Annotated in this window: 14 protein-coding genes; 8 read left to right on the top strand and 6 right to left on the bottom strand. The window is 65.8% G+C overall.

Annotated elements, in window-relative coordinates:
* Positions 1-75 precede the first annotated feature (75 nt).
* Positions 76-1,113 carry a LysM peptidoglycan-binding domain-containing protein gene (locus tag ACM42_RS09425; protein ID WP_271527660.1) on the bottom strand — a complete coding sequence of 346 codons (1,038 nt, stop codon included), beginning with the start codon at positions 1,111-1,113 and terminating at the stop codon, positions 76-78.
* A 182-nt stretch (positions 1,114-1,295) separates the two neighbouring features.
* Here ACM42_RS09425 and ACM42_RS09420 point away from each other — a divergent pair, with 182 nt between their 5' ends.
* Positions 1,296-1,988, top strand: coding sequence for a hypothetical protein (locus tag ACM42_RS09420; RefSeq protein WP_271527659.1), 693 nt, complete (start codon positions 1,296-1,298; stop codon positions 1,986-1,988).
* A 94-nt stretch (positions 1,989-2,082) separates the two neighbouring features.
* Positions 2,083-4,746 carry a bifunctional diguanylate cyclase/phosphodiesterase gene (locus tag ACM42_RS09415; RefSeq protein ID WP_271527658.1) on the top strand — a complete coding sequence of 888 codons (2,664 nt, stop codon included), beginning with the start codon at positions 2,083-2,085 and terminating at the stop codon, positions 4,744-4,746.
* A gap of 335 nt (positions 4,747-5,081) precedes the next feature.
* On the opposite strand, the gene ACM42_RS09410 is transcribed toward ACM42_RS09415, so the two are convergent.
* Positions 5,082-6,128, bottom strand: coding sequence for a class I SAM-dependent methyltransferase (locus ACM42_RS09410; protein ID WP_271527657.1), 1,047 nt, complete (start codon positions 6,126-6,128; stop codon positions 5,082-5,084).
* 136 nt (positions 6,129-6,264) lie between these two features.
* Between ACM42_RS09410 and ACM42_RS09405 the strand changes: the two genes are divergently transcribed.
* A complete protein-coding gene (locus ACM42_RS09405; protein WP_271527656.1) occupies positions 6,265-7,311 on the top strand; it encodes a GlxA family transcriptional regulator in 1,047 nt (348 codons plus the stop codon).
* 107 nt (positions 7,312-7,418) lie between these two features.
* Here the strand turns inward: ACM42_RS09405 and ACM42_RS09400 are convergent, their stop codons facing one another.
* Together ACM42_RS09400 and ACM42_RS09395 are read right to left on the bottom strand one after the other, a co-directional pair.
* Positions 7,419-7,541, bottom strand: coding sequence for a hypothetical protein (locus tag ACM42_RS09400; protein WP_256439331.1), 123 nt, complete (start codon positions 7,539-7,541; stop codon positions 7,419-7,421).
* 109 nt (positions 7,542-7,650) lie between these two features.
* Positions 7,651-7,827 (bottom strand): hypothetical protein, encoded by a 177-nt coding sequence (locus ACM42_RS09395; RefSeq protein WP_271527655.1) that lies wholly within the window; start codon positions 7,825-7,827, stop codon positions 7,651-7,653.
* 246 nt (positions 7,828-8,073) lie between these two features.
* On the opposite strand from ACM42_RS09395, the gene ACM42_RS09390 reads away from it, so the two are divergent.
* On the top strand, positions 8,074-9,228 hold the full coding sequence (locus ACM42_RS09390; RefSeq protein ID WP_271527654.1) for a lactonase family protein: 1,155 nt from the start codon (positions 8,074-8,076) through the stop codon (positions 9,226-9,228).
* Positions 9,229-9,469: 241 nt separating this feature from the next.
* Here the strand turns inward: ACM42_RS09390 and ACM42_RS09385 are convergent, their stop codons facing one another.
* On the bottom strand, positions 9,470-10,081 hold the full coding sequence (locus ACM42_RS09385) for a PAS domain-containing protein (RefSeq protein WP_271527653.1): 612 nt from the start codon (positions 10,079-10,081) through the stop codon (positions 9,470-9,472).
* Positions 10,082-10,370: 289 nt separating this feature from the next.
* Between ACM42_RS09385 and ACM42_RS09380 the strand changes: the two genes are divergently transcribed.
* On the top strand, positions 10,371-11,261 hold the full coding sequence (locus ACM42_RS09380) for an efflux RND transporter periplasmic adaptor subunit (RefSeq protein ID WP_271527652.1): 891 nt from the start codon (positions 10,371-10,373) through the stop codon (positions 11,259-11,261).
* A gap of 164 nt (positions 11,262-11,425) precedes the next feature.
* On the opposite strand, the gene ACM42_RS09375 is transcribed toward ACM42_RS09380, so the two are convergent.
* The gene (locus tag ACM42_RS09375; protein WP_271527651.1) at positions 11,426-12,274 is read right to left on the bottom strand and encodes a caspase family protein; all 849 of its coding nucleotides are present in this window, start codon (positions 12,272-12,274) and stop codon (positions 11,426-11,428) included.
* Positions 12,275-12,695: 421 nt separating this feature from the next.
* On the opposite strand from ACM42_RS09375, the gene ACM42_RS09370 reads away from it, so the two are divergent.
* From ACM42_RS09370 to ACM42_RS09360, 3 genes are all read left to right on the top strand, one after another.
* Positions 12,696-14,423, top strand: a complete 1,728-nt coding sequence (locus ACM42_RS09370; protein ID WP_271527650.1) for a hypothetical protein — start codon at positions 12,696-12,698, stop codon at positions 14,421-14,423.
* Positions 14,424-14,569: 146 nt separating this feature from the next.
* Positions 14,570-15,292 (top strand): thermonuclease family protein, encoded by a 723-nt coding sequence (locus tag ACM42_RS09365; RefSeq protein WP_271527649.1) that lies wholly within the window; start codon positions 14,570-14,572, stop codon positions 15,290-15,292.
* A 102-nt stretch (positions 15,293-15,394) separates the two neighbouring features.
* Positions 15,395-16,582, top strand: coding sequence for a pyridoxal-phosphate-dependent aminotransferase family protein (locus ACM42_RS09360; RefSeq protein ID WP_271527648.1), 1,188 nt, complete (start codon positions 15,395-15,397; stop codon positions 16,580-16,582).
* The last annotated feature ends 117 nt before the right edge of the window (positions 16,583-16,699 follow it).

Here is a 16,699-nt window from a genome sequence, read left to right as displayed (position 1 = left end):
GGATTGCCTGCGGCCCAACGTTCAAGACGCCCGATTGGGCAGGGGTTGGGCGGGGGAAGAGGACCGAGCGTGCCCTCACTCCGCCTTTTGCGGCATCACGAAAGTCTGGCCGGGATAGATCAGATTGGGGTTGTTGATCTTGTCGCGGTTGGCCTTGAAGATCACCGCGTAACGGGCGCCGTCACCGTAGGCGAGCCGGCTCAGAGCCCACAGACTGTCGCCACGGGCAATGACCCGGCTGCCGCCGGACTGCGCCGGCGCAGTGGTGAGCACGTCCGCCGGCGAGGCCGATGCGACCGTGTTGGCCGCCGGCGCACGCGCCAGCACCTTGGGCTTCGGCGCGCCGATCAGCCTCGGCCGGGCCGCCTGCCTGTCAGGCACTGAAGCCAGGCGCGGCGAGGCCGATGGCAGGGCGGCCACGACATCCGGCTTGTCGTCGGGCTTCTCGGCCTGCTTCGGCTCCTGTCCTGCATCTTGCCTCGCGGCCGGTGCGGGCCGCGGCGCCGCCGCGGCGATGGTCACCGGCATGGTCCGGCCGGACTCGGTCACCGTGCCGTCCGGTGCCTTGGCCCGGAGCGTCAATTCATAGGAACCGGAGGGAAGCTGCGGCGGGGTCATGACGAACTGGCCCGAGGCGTCCGCGACGACGCTATCGAGCGGCCTGCCGTCGCGCAGCAGCTCGACCCTTGCCCCCGGCGTGGCGCGGCCCGCGATCACCGCCGCCTCGCCGTGATCGTCGACGCGGGCGACGTCGAAACGAGGGCCGCTATCCGCAACCGCCGGCGGCGGCTTGACCGGCGCGAGATCGGCGAGCGCGGCCGTGACCTGGTTCTGCGTCTCGGCCAGCGCGCCCGCCTTCGGCTCGGGGGCCGGGACCGGCGGCGAGCCGCCGGCGAGCTTTGGCTGTTCCGGCTTGAGCTCGACCTTGGCCTCCGCTTTGGGTTCGGCCTTGGCCTCAGCTTTGGGTTCGGGCTTGGCCCCCGGCCTGGCGGCGACGGTGGTCTCCGTCCCGGACGGCAACAGGCGGCGCAGCTCGGTCGGGCCGATCACCAGTGCGGTGCCGGCCAGCGCGAGCAGACAGAGGGCAATGAGGGCCTTGGACGCGGTAATCATCTGAAAAGGACCTTGGGTGGCAAATCAGCCGAGGCCGGCAAAGTGCGCCGATTTGGCTGCGGCAGCAAGACGGTCGATGGGATGATAAGCCTCCGTCCCAGCGCCCGGGATGAACCGGCGTCACCCCGCCGGCGTCCAATCGTCCGAGGCCGCAGCGCGGCATTTCTTCAAGGAATTTTCTCGTGGCCGTATTTCGCCGTCCCGCCCGATGGCTGGCGCTGGTCCTGACGATGGCCGCTTCACCCTCACGTGCTGCCTCCGGCCCGCCGCCCGGCTTCACCCTCTCCGACAACACGGATCTCGCCTTCACCTCGCCCGACGGCGCCACCAGGATCGAGCAGTACGTGAAGGAGAGCGAGGATTCCGACGTCAGGTGGCAGGCCTGGGCTCGGCACGGCGAAGAGATGACCGAGCTGAAACCGGAGCAGACCTATCCGGCGGGCTTCCGTTTCACCGACGACTCGCGATGGCTGGTGCGGGTGCAGAAGACCGGCTCCGGCGAGCAGGACCTCTATCTCTACCATGTCGGGAAGGGAGCCGTCGTGAGTGCGACCAGGAAGTCGCTCAGCGATCTCGCCTGGGCCTATTTCCACAGCCGGTCCGACACGAAGAGGATGAAGCTCGACTACCACATCTCGGCCAATCTCGTGAAAGGCGCGGAGGATGGCTATCGCTGGCTCGGCGTCCGCTGGCCCAACAGCCGCTATCTCGTGATCTCGCTGTCGGGCGAGATGGACAAGCATCCGAAGAGCGTTGCCGTGAAGGGCCTCGCCGACTGGCGCTGCCGCTATGATCTCAAGACCGGCACTTTCGATGTGCCGTCGATATTCGCCAAGGCAAATGCGGAAGCGCTGCGATGGGAGATCAAGCGGTGAGCGCCAGCTGGCCTCCGATTTATGTTTTCCTAACCTTTAATGGTAACGGGGTCTTGTCGGTTTTGCTGCATCTTGCATCCCACGGGAGGGCTGGATGGGCGCATCGATCCGATGGACCGCGCGAATGCGCGCGTTGCTCCGCCGTTGGCGCGGGGCGCCGCTGACGTGGCTGATCATCGGCGGCTTCGTGCTGATGGCCGCAACCGCCATCGGCACCGCGCTCACCGTCGACCGCTTCCGGCAGAATGCGATCGAGAGCGGCCGCGACAGCCTGGAAAACTCCGTCCGCATGCTGGCCCGGCATTTCGACCACGAGTTCGAGGACTTTGCGGTGCTGCAGAAGAGCATCATCGCCGAGCTCGAGAGCCACGGCATCGAATCCGCTGAAATCTTCCGCAGCGAGATGGGCACGCTCGCCGTGCACGAGGTGCTGCGCGCCAAGGCCAGCGGCTGGTCCGACGTTGCTGGCGCCAATCTGTTCGATTCCAGGGGCCTGCTGATCAACTCGTCGCGGCAATGGCCGGTCGCCGACATCTCGGTCGCCGACCGCGGCTATTTCAACCGGCTCAAGAACGATCCCGCCTCGCAGGAAGAGGTGGAAGTCGTGCCCGGCCGGCTCGGCAGCGGACCGGCAATCGTGTTCGCGCGGCGCGTCTCCGGCCCGCACGGCGAATTCCTCGGGCTGGTCTCGCGTGCGATCGCGCCCGAACAGCTCGAATCCTTCTTCGCCTCGACCGGGCTCGGCGAGGAATCCTCGATCGCGATGCACCACCAGAACGGCCAGCTGCTCGCGCGCATTCCGCATGCGGATGCGATGATCGGGCAGAATTTCCGCAAGGGCACGCCGGAGCAGATGGCGGTGTTCGAGCGCACCTTCGTCACCACCCAGCTCGCAAGCCCGATCGACGGCAAGGACCGCATCGTCGCCTCGCGCCTGCTCGCGGGCGAGCCGCTGGTGGTGGTGGCAACCAGGTCGCTGGATGCGACGCTGGCGACCTGGCGCTCGCAGACGAAATTCTTCGTCACCATTGCGGTGCTGTCGATGGGCCTGCTGGTGCTCACGCTCTATCTGATCTTCCGCCAGATGACGAACCGGCTCTCGCTCGAGAAGCAACGGCTCGACACCGCGATGAACACGATGACGCAGGGGCTCCTGATGTTCGACCAGGACGAGCGCCTGATCGTCTGCAACCGGCGCTACGTCGAGATGTACGGGTTGTCGGCCGAGGTGGTGAAGCCCGGCGCCCGTTTCCGCGACGTGATCCGGCACCGCCGCGACACCGGCTCGTTCGAGGGCGACGTCGAGGCTTATTGCGACGGCATCCTGAGCAATGTCGGCCGGACCCAGAGCACCGTCGTCGAGACCGCCGACGGCCGCCTGATCGAGATCAAGAGCCAGCCCGCCGCCGCCGGCGGCTGGCTCGCCACCCATGACGACGTCACCGAGCGCATCCGCGCCGACGAGCGCATCGCCCATATGGCGCACTACGACGCGCTGACCGACCTTCCCAACCGCGTGCTGCTGCGCGGGCATCTGGAGCGCCGCATCGCCGAGCTCGACCAGGGCAAGCCGTTCGCGATCCTCTACATCGACGTCGACGAGTTCAAGGGCGTCAACGATTCGCTGGGCCACGAGGTCGGCGACGAATTGCTGCGCCAGGTGGCGAACCGCCTGCGCGCCTGCGTGAGCGGCAACGACATGGTCGCGCGGCTCGGCGGCGACGAGTTCGCCATCGTCAAGGCCGGAACGAACGACGCGGCCGAACTGACGGCGCTGGCGGAAACGATCCTCGGGGCGCTGCGCGCGCCGGTGAGCTGCAAGGGCCAGGACATCCCGACCGATGCCAGCATCGGCATCGCCATCGCGCCCGACCACGGCGACAATCTCGACGATCTGCTCAAGCGCGCCGATCTGGCGATGTATGCGGCGAAGTCGGAAGGGCGTCGCACCTTCCGCCTCTTTGCGCCCGAATACGACGCCAAGGCACGGCAGCGCCGGCAGCTCGAGCTCGATCTGCGTCACGCGCTCGTGCGTGGCGAATTCGAGGTGCACTATCAGCCGCTGGTCGACCTCGCGGCCAATGTGGTCACCGGTTGCGAGGCGCTGCTGCGCTGGCGCCACCCCGAGCGCGGCTTGGTCTCGCCCGCGGACTTCATTCCCGTTGCGGAAGACACCGGCCTGATCGGCGAGATCGGCGAATGGGTGCTGAAGCAAGCCTGCCTCGAAGCCGCCTCATGGCCCGGCCAGATTCACATCGCGGTCAACGTCTCCCCGGTCCAGTTCCGCTCGCGGACGCTGGCGCTCAAGGTCGCGGCCGCGCTCGCTGAGTCGGGGCTCGCACCGGGACGGCTCGAGCTCGAGATCACCGAGACCGTGCTTATCCGCGACGACGAGGAGGCACTGACGATCCTGCAGCAGCTGCGCGAGCTCGGCGTGCGCATCGCGCTCGACGATTTCGGCACCGGCTATTCCTCGCTGAGCTATCTGCACCGCTTCCCGTTCGACAAGATCAAGATCGACCGCAGCTTCATCAGCGACATCGGCGAGCCCGAGGACTCATCGCCGATCGTGCAGGCGGTGGTGCACATGGCCGCCGCCCGCCGCATGGCGACGACGGCCGAAGGCGTCGAGACCGAGGCCCAGCGCGAGGTGCTGCGTCAGCTCGGATGCAGCCAGATGCAAGGCTGGCTGTTCAGCCCGGCCGTGCCCGCGGCGAAGCTGAAGCAGCTGCTGGCGGCGCAGGCGGTTGCGGCCTAAAGCGCGATGCGATGAGGATGAATCGGCACCGCGCTTTAGGTTGTTGTTTAAGCATGATCCTTTCGGAAAACCGCTGCGCACTTTTCCGGATCATGCTTTGGCACGCCGGCATCATTCACGCCCCCGCGGTGACCGTCCGGAACGCGCGCCATCCGCGGCGGCCGAGCGCAGCCAGCCGCCTCCAGGACGGCCGGGACAGGCCGGCGGCCAGCGAAGCGCGGGCGAGAAGGAGGTGGGAGATGATCTCAATCACGGCCGTTCTCGTCTCGCGTCCGCAGCGGGCGGCTGGACCGCGATCGCGCTGGTGCGCCTCGCGCAAAGGACGTGCGCGGCCGTCATGGCCGCGCCTCCAGGATCATGTTGAAGGGCGAGGCGGCAGGCTTGCCGATCTGCGCGAAGCCGCCTTGCCGCAACACCTGCGCGATGCGCTTTTCACCGGCCTGCGCCCCCAGCCCCAGACCGACGTCCTGGCTCAGCGACGTCGGAAGGCAGATGTGGGTGGAGCCGGCGTAATAGACCCGCCCGACCGGATTGAGATTGTCGGCCAGGCTGTCGCCCGCCGCCGGCTCGACCAGCATCAGGGTGCCGTCCTGCTTGAGCGCGGCACGAACGTGGCGGGCGGCGCCAACGGGGTCGCCCATGTCGTGCAGCGCATCGAACATCGTCACGAGATCGAAGCCCGATCCCGCGAAATCCTGGGCCTTTGCGACCTCGTACCGCAGATTGCGCGCACCGGAGCTCTCGGTCCGTGCGCAGTCGATCGAGGCCTCGTCGTAGTCGATGCCGATGAAGTCCGAATTCGGGAATGCTTCGGCCATGAGCCGGGTCGAATAGCCATGGCCGCAACCGACGTCTGCGACCTTGGCACCTCGCTCCAGCTTCTCGACGACGCCGTCGAGCGCAGGCAGCCATTCGGCGATCAGATGCGCGCGATAACCGGGCCGGAAGAAGCGGTCGACGCCGCAGGACATGCAATTGCAATGATCGCTCCAGCGCAGGCCCTTGCCGGTCTTGAACGCCTCGGCCAATCGCGGCTCGTCGTGATAGACTGCCGGCAGCAGGCTGAAGCCGCCAACCATCGCGACTGGACTGTTTTCATCCGCGAATACGGCCTTCTGCTCCGGTGTCATGCTGAACGTGTCGTTCGTCGCGTCGTAGCTCACGAAGCCGGAAGCCGCCTGTGCGGACAGCCATTCGCGAACGTAGCGTTCGTGAGTCCCCGTTCGGTCGGCCAGTTGGGCTGACGTCATCGGGCTTTCGGCCAGCGCGCGGAATAGTCCCAGTCGGTCGCCGAGGACGACGAGCGCCGCATTCGACGCAGCACCGAGTTCGTTGACGACCAATCCAAGCAGCTGCTCGAGCTTCCTCTCATCCAAGTTCATGTCTGGCTCCTCAGGGCGCGGAGATGCGCCGCCGAGGTGCGACATAGGGTGTCTGGACTCGCGGATGGAGAGGCAGAATAGTCAGTTTCGAGCCAATCGAGCCAGAGGCTGCAGAATGTCACGTGGACGTGTACGCGTGAGTATTCCCGTGTTCGCCGAATGCGATCCGTCGATCATCTACGGCGTATTCGACACGCTGTGGGGCGCGGGACGGATGTGGGACGGCGTCAAGGGTGGCACGCCGGAAGGCCTGTTCGAACCGCGGCTGGTGGGCGCCGAACCTGGCCCGATCACGCTGATCACCGGGGTCAGCATCCTGCCGCAGGACGTGGTCGATCACGTTGAATCGACCGACATCGTGTTCGTACCGAACGTGATCGTTACGGCAGAGACGGGCACCGCCGTGCTCGATCGCCGGCTCATCGCATGGATCAGGCGGATGCACGAAGCGGGCGCACAGCTGTACGGATCCTGCGGTGGATCCCTCGTGCTCGCCGAAGCCGGCCTGCTCGACGGATACGAGGCTACCACGCACTGGGTTTACGAGCCGGTGTTTCGAAAGCATTTCCCCAAGGTCAAGCTCCGCATGGAGCGCGTCCTGGTGCAGAACGGGCCCGGCCACAATCTCGTCTGCGGGGGCGGTGCATCATCCTGGCAGGATCTCGCGCTGCTGATCGTCGCGAAATACGGCGGTACGGAAGAGGCAATTCGCATCTCGAAGCTCTTTCTCTACCAGTGGCATCGCGAAGGACAATTGCCGTTCGCCTCGATGGTGCAGAACGTGGATCACGGCGACGGCGTGATCAGAAGGTGCCAGGACTACATCGCGCAGAACTACCAGCGGCAGGACCTCATTGCGGAGCTGGTGCATCACTCCGGATTGCCGAAGCGCTCATTCGATCGCCGCTTCCGGGCAGCGACCGGCTATTCGCCGCTCGCTTATGTGCAGACGCTGCGCATCGAGGAAGCCAAGCAACTGCTTGAGACGACGGAAACGGCCATCGAGGACATCTGCCGCGAGGTCGGCTACGAGGACGTGGCGTCCTTTCGTCGGTTGTTTCGAAAGCAGGCCGGCGTGTCACCGAAGGATTACCGGCGCAAGTTTCAGCTTCCCGACTACGTGACGGGATCGCGGCCCCAGACCTCCGGCACATCGGTCAGGCCGCGGCGGGCTGCTGGCTGACGGCAAAAGGGATCACGGTGGCGGCAGGCAGTCCTGGCGGGCTGCTCTCCGCATTCGTCCGCTCAGGGTCTCGCCGAAACAGGATCAAACCCGCGACCCCGGCAAGCTCACATCGATCGTCGGGCCGCCCGCACTTCGGCGAATTCGGCGTCGGGGTGGCTGACAATGGTGGCGACCATGATGCCGCTGATGATCAGCGACCAGGCGGTGTTCCAATAGATCCAAAACACAGGCCAGCCTCCGTTTCCATCTCTCGCCCGCCGCGCGAGGCTAACGGCGTGGCGATGCCGCCGTTCCCTGGCGCGGCGACCGTCCAACAGCATGCGGGCGGACGAGGCGCTATTTTGGTTTGGTCGGTGGCGGCGCGCGATCGGTTTGGCCGGTGTGGCGCTTTGCCACGACGTCCTCGTCGCGCTCGCCCTCGCGCGGGCGTGGTGGAGGCTTGGGCTGGCCGGCTTGACCGCCATGCTTGCCGCCCATGTCGGGCTTACCTTCGAGATCGTTTTCACGAGACATGGCGGTTCAATGCGTTCGCACGGCATTGGTTCGCAGCGGCATCGGCTCTTTTCGACCTGTGAACGGGCTCATGGGGCGTCGCTTTGCAATGCACTGGCCGCACGGCGGCGGTGTGTTGGCTAACCCGGCGCCACCGATACGAATTCGGCATCGATCGATCCCGATTGGGATTTGGTGCGGCGGCGCGCCTGCCGCTATCCTCGCCGGCAAAACGACAATGCCGCGATCCGGCTTTAGGAGGAGCCCATGTCGAAACCGAGGCCGAGACCGCGCCGAGGATCCGCATCCAGAGCATCACGCGCTGCGATCGCCACCACCCTGTTCGCTTCCCTCATTCTCGTTTCCGGAGCCCGTGCCTCTATGGCCGAGACCTTCGCCTATGTCGGCAACGCCGACAGCAACGACATCAGCGTGTTCGAGATGACCGAGAGCGGCGAGATGACGCTCGTGCAGACGGCCCCTTTCAAAGGCGTCGAGAAGCCCGGCTCCTCGACGCCGCTCGCGATCACGCCCGACCACCGCGTGCTGATCGCCGGAATCCGCTCGCAGCCATACCTCGCGGTGAGCTTTGCGATCGATCCCAAGACGGGCCGGCTCAGCCATCTCGGCAACGGACCGCTTGCTGACAGCATGGCCAACATCGCCATCGACCGCAGCGGCAAGTTCCTGTTCAGCGCCTCCTATGGCGGCAGCAAGGTCGCGCTGAATCCGATTCTTGCAGACGGCGTCGTCGGCGAGCCCAAGCAGGTGATTCCGACCGGGCTGAACGCCCACGCCTTCCTGCCCTCGCCCGACAACCGCTTCGTGTTCGCGACCAATCTCGGCTCCGACCAGGTCCTGAGCTTCGCGTTCGACGCCGCGACCGGTACGCTCACGCCGGGCGATCCGCCGGCGCACAAAGTGCCGGAAAAATCGGGGCCGCGGCACTTCGTGTTTCATCCGGGCGGCAAGTTCGTCTATCTCCTGCACGAGCTGAACGGCGACGTCGCGGTATTCACCTATGACGCCAGGAGCGGCGCGTGGGACGAGATCCAGCGCACCACCACGCTGCCGGAAGGGTTCAATGCCACATCGTCCGACAAAAAGCCTTGGGCCGCCGACATCCACATCACACCGGACGGCCGCTTCCTCTACGCCTCCGAGCGCACCACCAGCGCGCTCACCGCCTACAAGGTCGATGGATCAAGCGGCAAGCTGACCACGGTCGGCAGCGTCCCGACGGAGAAGCAGCCGCGCGCCTTCCACATCGATCCCTCCGGGCGCTACCTCGCGGCTGTCGGCGAACTCTCGGACGGCATGACGGTCTATGCCATCGACCAGAGCAGCGGCGCGCTGGCCAGGCTGAAATCCTACCCCACTGGCAAGAAGCCGAACTGGGTCGAGTTTCTGAGCCTGCCGTGAGGGGCCCGCCGACCTACGTAAACATCCGTAATTTCGCAAGGTCCGGCTTGGCGGCATATCTCCGGCCATGGATCGACAGATTGTCTTCAAATGCCCTCAGACTGGCTTGAACGTGCAGCATCGGCTTACCGATGAGCCCTCCGATCGCACACACGTGTCCGTGTCATGCCCGGCCTGCACGCGGCTGCATCTGATCGAGCGGGCCACCGGCAAGCTGCTGGGTGATCGACGCGGCTGACGGTTAACGCGGTGCCGTACCCTGCGCCGTGACGTCTTCGACGTGGTGCAGCAGGAAGACCAGATGGCCCGCCGTGTCATGGATCGGCGAGTTGATCGGCTGCCAATGACGCTCCACGAAGGTGCCTCCGGGATCCCGGATGTCGTAGCGCTGGATCGCCATGGCATGGGCTCGTCCCGTCTCGCCGACGATCCGTAAGCTGCTGTAGAGATTGCTGACGCCATCGGCGAGCGGATCGTCGGGATTGTCGGGAAATATCTCGAACAGGGACCGGCCGACGACGTCGGCCCGGCTGATGAAGGTCGCCACCGCATAGGCGTCGTTGATATCGACGATCGACAGGCCCGGCCCGGGGTCCAGCAGCATATAGGGATGCGGCGAGCTATCGAACTCAGGCTGGAATTGCCGCCGGATCGTTGCGGCGTCGATGTGCTGCCGCCGGCGCTGTTCGAGCGGCGTCGTATCGGCACCCGACGCAGCCGAGTTCAGCAACGCCAACTGGCGCTTCGCCGATGCCAGCAGCGCGCGCACCGTACTCTGGACCGTCGGGTCGCTCGTCTCATTGAGCAGCCGCTCGAAATGGACGATATTCTGCTCGCATACGAACTGCTGCATCCCGTCTCGACCACGAGTTGTACGGCAGCGACGCCGCATCGTTCCTGATCCGAATTTCATACAGGTGGCTGCGACAGTTGAGAAGACCGTGATCGGCCGCACCCGGAAGCCCGGACGGTCGCGGCGACCGGGCCCCAGAGGCGCGAACCTGTTCTCCAATCCCGCGACTAATCAAAGACTTGCCGCGACTGCCTGCGGCGCGGCATCCTGTTTTGGGACGACGCGGCCATAGTGCGCGGGCGGCGGCCATCTGCTATCGATTGGAGACATAGACCCTGTGGAATTTCCGATGCGTCATTTGCCCCGTGCCGTTGGTCGAAACCTGTGTCCCGCAGCCGTCGCCGGCCTGCTCGTCTTCAACCCCTGTCCGGCCGGAGCCGCCGATGACGACGCGCCCAAGGGGCCGGCGGTCACGGTGCTGAAGGTCGCGAAATCCTGCTTCTCCGACATCGTCGAGGCGACCGGCACGATCGTCGCGCGGGAGCAAACCTCGGTGCGGCCCGAGCGTCCCGGCCTGAAGGTCACGGACGTGCTGGCGGAAGCGGGCGATACCACCACCGCCGGCCAGGTGCTGGCACGGCTGGCGCTACCCGAAGGCGGCACGCTTCAGGTCACCGCACCGGTGGCGGGCGTGATCGCGACCTCGACTGCGCAGATCGGAAACTTCGCCTCGGCCAAGGGCGAGGCGCTGTTCACGATCGTGGCGCGCAGCGAATACGATCTCGTCGGCCTCGTGGCCACCACCGATGTGCGCAAGCTCGCGGTCAATCAGCCGGCGACGGTGTGGATCGCAGGCGCCGACGACATCGGCGGCAAGGTGCGCCGCATCGGCGCGACCGTCGAGCCGAACATCCAGCAGGGGATGGTCTATATCGGCATCTCTTCGCAGAAGCGTCTGCTCCTGAACGCGAGCGGGCGCGCGCTGATCAAGACCGGACAGAGCTGTAACGTCGCGGTGCCGCTGACCGCCGTGCAGTATTCATCCGCGGGCACCGTGGTGCAGGTGATCCGCCGCAACCGCGTCGAGACCAAGCGTGTCGAGGTCGGCTTGATGTCGGGCGGCAACATCGAGGTCCGCGACGGCCTCAACGAAGGCGATGTCGTCGTCGCCCGCGCCGGCGCACTGCTGCGCGAAGGCGACCCGGTGCGCCCGGTGATGGCCGCGGAAGCGGCGAAGTAACGTTGCTCGTGTCCCGGACGTGCTGCAGCGTGCAACGCTGCTGCGCAGAGGGGACCCATCTCGTCGCAATGCGACAGCCTAAAAAGATAGGCCCCGGCTCAGCGGCGCATCATTGCATGATGCGCCGCGTCCGGGGCACGAGACTTCGTAGGACCTGAGGAAAACTAGCCGCCGGCTTCGCCGAACTGGACGTCTTCGAGCAGCGAGGAGGAAACGGTCGGGACCTGGTCGCCTTCGCTGGCGCGGGAGATGGCGAGACGGGTCTTGTTGAAGACGCTCTCGGCGCTGCCCTGCTTGCTGAGGTTGTTGAGGAACTCGCTGACCAGCACGCTATGCTCGCCCTTGCCGTCGTCGACGACCTTGCCGGGCGAGGCTGAGGTGAGGATCAGCGCATTGTCCGACGCACTGATCGGCGCGAGGCCGTGGCTGTAGGAGCGGAAGCGGCGCTCGTAAGGGTTACGGCGGGAGGCATCGACCACGACGAGCTTGGCCTTGGCGCCCTGCTCCTTCATCATCTCGAGCACGCCTTCGATGGAGACGCCATGGCGGCGGACGTCGCTTTCCTTCCAGATCACGGCATCGACCGGCAGCATGTAGCTCTCGCGGCCGGCCTGCACGCCGAAGCCGCCGAAGAATAGCATGACGACGCTGTCGTGCTTGATCCGGGACTTCAGGCGGTTGACGGCGCGGACCATGTCGTCCTTGGTCGCGTCTTCCACCATGTCGACGTCAAAGCCGTTCTTGCGCAGCGACGAGGACAGCGCACGGGCGTCGTTGATCGACTGCGTCAGCGGCGCGCTGGCGTCGGGATAGTGTCCGTTGCCGATGACCAGCGCCAGGCGCGAGGTCTGGCCGATCGAACCGGTGATCTGGTCGGTCGAGACGGCCTTGGCGGCGTCGATCGCGCGCATGTTGAGAGCAGCATGGGCGCCGATCACCAGCGACACCGTGCCGATGAGGGCTGCGGCGAGGGCGATCGTGCGTCTGGAAAGGTCGAGCTGCTTTACATTCATCTCGGTTCGTTTCCTGTGCCAAAGACCAGCCACGCGCGCGCACACTGTTTGAGTAGCGCGATAGCGTCTTTAGGTTTGAGGGATTGGCCGGGGGAGTGCCCCCGAATTGCGCGCAATTTGCGGCGCCGCACCAAACAATCCCTTAACCGCATATAGGCGCTCGGGCAATAGATTGCTCGAAATTTGATATAAGTATCTGAATACGTTGGTTAATTCTCCGAGCCAGATTGCTCCATTTTCGACTCCCCCGTAGCATTCCGGAGGCCGATCATGCAGGCCTCGTGCCGACTTTTTCTGTGACGTCTATCACATTTGTTTTTCCTGCGAATCCGGGTAGCCTTTTCAAAGACTTGCAGGGGGTGGTGTGCGGACGGCTGCGCGCTCGCCGGCCCCGGACAAGCCCCCCGCGACCAGGTACTTCATGAGCTTTCATTATTTTGCCGGCGCCGCCTGCCGGGCGCTGACGGCGCGGAAGGACGGCCCCTCGCTTTACGACGTCTGCGATCCCGTATTGTCTGAGGCGGCCAGCGGCGATCTGCATCTGGCCAAATTCTACAAGACCGCGCTCGGCAATCCCGCGCTGCGGATGCTGCTCCGCCGCGCCGGCCTGCCCGAGCTGCGCGACGAGGCCAGGCTGACCCGGCTGCGCGAGGCACTCGTCCACGCCCGCGACGAGGTCGAGCCCGACTGGGCGGCGGTCGGGCGGCCGATCGCCGATCTCGTCGACAGCATCGCGCTCGACCATCCCAAGCCGCCGCCGGCGCCGTTCACCGCCGCCCTGCCGCAGAGCGCGCAGATCGACGGCGCGATCCGCGACTGCGCGCAGCATCTGCTCGGCTCGTACCGCCGAAACGGCTTCCTGCCGACCTATGCCGCCTTCAACCTGATCGGCGATCCCGACTTCCGCGGACGCGAGCTGATCATGGCGCTCACGGGGCTGAACGCGCGCGGCTACAAGAACTCCTCGCTGCTGTTCAACCTCGCCCGCGTCTTCATCGCGCGCTCGCCCGCGCGCGCCGTGGTCAATCCGCCCTGGAAGGGCATTGCCGAGCCGATGTGGGAGCCGGTGCAGATCCGCCATCGCTCGGCCTATTACGATGCGTTCTTCGTCGAGGCGCTGCTGAGCTACGTCGAGACCGGGCTCGCCTCGGTCACCGACAAGATCGCGGCGGAGCGCGCGATCGCCGACATGGTCGATTTCTGCGTCAACATCAGCCGCGAGGAGGTCGAGGGCATCGACGGCGCGCGCTTCAACGTCGTCACCGCGCTCGCGCCGGCGCCGCATCCGCGCTTCTCCCGCTTCTTCGCGCAGATCAAGCAGGATCTCGGCTTCGGCATCTACGTGCCGGATTGCGACACCACGGCGTGCTCGATCTCCGCGGCAACGCAGGCCGGCTGCACCGATCCCATCATCGACCAGCCATTGCTGGATTTCTACGCCGGCTACCAGGTGCGCGCCGGCGTCAACGCGCCGCGCGTGACCGTGCCGATCAACGACAATATCGACTATGAGGGTGGGGTTGCGACCTGGATCGACAATCTCGCCGGCGAGCGCCCTTACGGCAACGATCTCGATCCGACGCTCAATCTCGACATTCTCGAGGTCAGCTTTCGCAACCTGGCGCGCTGGAAGATTCTGGAGACGCCGGCGCGGCTCGCCACGGTGCATCGCATCATCGGCTTCCAGAAGCGGCTGGCGGCCAGCGGCGCCTTCGCCAATCCGCGCTCGCACATCTATTACCTGCCGGAGCTCTACAGCGCCTATTTCGGCCGCTGCTATGCCGCCTTCCTGGCATTGCCGCTGGCGGCGCAGGCCGCGATCGATCCCGAAGGCGATTTCGATTTCATCCGCCACCGCGTGCTGTCCTACGTCAAGGGCGAGCTGATGGCGGCCGAGATGAACGTGTTCGACGCCGCGCTCGCGCTGATCGCGCTCGGCCATCTCGGCGCCGACCCGCGCGCCTTTGCGCCGGCTTTGAACGTCATCATCGCAAGCCTGGGCGAAGGCGGCCGCCGCGGCCCCTTCCGCGCCTATGAATGGAACAAGATGAAGACACCGACGCGGATTCTGGTCGGCGGTCCCGAGGTGACCTCGGCGTTCGTGCTGATGGGGCTGGCCGTGGCGAGAAGGGCGATGGCGCGGGGGTGATGTTTCATCTTACCCTCCAGGGGAGGGTAAGAGAGAGCCACAATGACAGGAAGTTGAAAGCTCAGTCGTCAGGCACATGCTGGCCCGGAGGCCAAAAGCCGACCACAATTGCGGGCTCTATCGATAATCATCACACGCGGACCGGCATGTTGCGAAAATTCCTGATTGCGCTGTCACTGTTCGCCCCGTCGCTCGCCCAGGCTGCCGACATCACCGGCATCGCAAAAGTGCGTGCGGGCGACGCCGTCGTGATCGGGAACACGCGGATCCGGCTCGGCGGCATCGACGCGCCTGCGGTCGACCAGCTGTGCCTCAACACCAAGACCGAGCGCTGGACCTGCGGCGTTGCCGCCCGCGACGAGCTTGCCAAATACGCCGACGGCAAAAGCTGGGCCTGCCACACGAGGTCGATCGACCGGCGCGGCCGCACCGTCGCGCGCTGCGAGGTCGGCGGCGAGGACATCCAGAAATGGCTGGTGCGCAACGGCTGGGCACTGGCCTACACCCGCATGTCCCACGACTATGAGGCGGATGAGAAGGCCGCGCGCGAGGCCAAGGTCGGGATGTGGCAGGGCGCCTTCATCGCGCCCTGGGACTGGCGCGTGCGCAACAAGAAGACGGCCATCCTCGGCGCCACCAAGCCGCCCGACGGCGCGCATGCGGTGCTGCTCGCCTCGGCCTCGGGGCCGGTCGCCCCCTCGCCGGACTGCACCATCAAGGGCAATGTGAACAGCACCGGCGAGTGCATCTATCACCAGCCGACCAGCCGCTGGTACACCCAGATCAAGATGAAGATCAGCAAGGGCACTCGCTGGTTCTGCTCGGTGGAGGAAGCCGAAGCGGCCGGTTGCCGGGAGACGAAGCGATAACCCAGCCCTGCATTTTACGTGCTTTTCTCGAGACCCGGCGGCGCGTAAAAGCATGAATCAGCGACCTATCAGCCTGTTCTCAAGCAACAAGGACCAACAGCAATGACCGTTCGCGCGGGCCGGGAATTTCTGGCCATCCCCGGGCCCACCACGATGCCCGACGAGGTGCTGCGGGCGATGCATCGTCCGGCGATCGACATCTACTCCAAGGAGATGCTCGATCTGACCGAGAGCCTGCTCAGCGACATCTCGAAGCTGTTTGCGACCAAGGGCAAGTCCTACATCTACATCGCCAACGGTCACGGCGCCTGGGAAGCGGCACTGAGCAACGTGCTGTCGCGCGGCGACAAGGTGCTGGTGCTGGAGAGTGGGCGCTTTGCGATCGGCTGGGGCAATGCGGCGGCGCTGATGGGCGCCGAGGTCGAGGTGCTCAAGGGCGACTGGCGCCGCGCGGTGCGGCCGCACGAGGTCGAGGAGCGCCTGCGCCGCGACAAGGAGCACACGATCAAGGCGGTCGTCGTGGTCCAGGTCGACACCGCCTCGGGCGTACAGAACGACATCGAGGCGATCGGCAAGGCGATTAAGGCGAGCGGTCATCCCGCGCTGTACATGGTCGACACCGTCGCCTCGCTCGGCTGCATGCCGTTCGAGATGGACAAATGGGGCATCGACGTCGCGATGTCCGGCTCGCAGAAGGGCCTGATGACGCCGCCCGGCCTTGGCTTCGTCGCCGCCAATGCGCGCGCGCTCGAGGTGCACAAGAAGGCGAACATGTCGACGCCCTATTGGAGCTGGAGCGAGCGCGAAGGCACCGAGAATTATCGCAAATACGCCGGCACCGCGCCGGTGCATCTGTTGTTCGCGCTGCGCCAGGCGATCGACCTGTTGCATGAGGAAGGGCTGGAGAACGCCTTCCGCCGCCATAGCCTGCTCGCCGAAGCCGCGCGCCGTGCGGTCGCCGTCTGGTCGGAAGGCCAGGTGCTCGGCTTCAACGTGGCCGAAGCGAGCGAGCGGTCCAACACCGTAACCACCGTGACCATGAGCAACGGCCACGATCCCGCGGTGCTGCAACGCTATTGCAAGGAAAAGTGCGGCGTCGTGCTCGGCACCGGCATCGGCGACCTCTCGGGACAGGCCTTCCGCATCGCCCATATGGGCCATGTGAATGCGCCGATGCTGCTCGGCACGCTCGGGGTGATCGAGATCGGCCTGAACGCGCTGAAGATCCCGCATGGCAAGGGCGGGCTGGAGGCGGCGGTCGCGTATCTCGGCGAAGAGGTGGCGGCGTAGGCGGAGCCAAACACTCCGCCGTCGTCCCTGCGAACGCAGGGACCCATACCTCGTGATCTATCGTTGCCCCGCATTGGCCGTACCGCAGAAAGGCCCGATCACTGCGTGTCTTCGCCA

The organism is Bradyrhizobium sp. CCBAU 25338 (assembly GCF_028128965.1).
Taxonomy (GTDB): domain Bacteria; phylum Pseudomonadota; class Alphaproteobacteria; order Rhizobiales; family Xanthobacteraceae; genus Bradyrhizobium; species Bradyrhizobium liaoningense.
The sequence above is the reverse complement of the archived record's forward strand: the minus strand, read 5'-3'. Positions and strand labels throughout refer to the sequence as shown.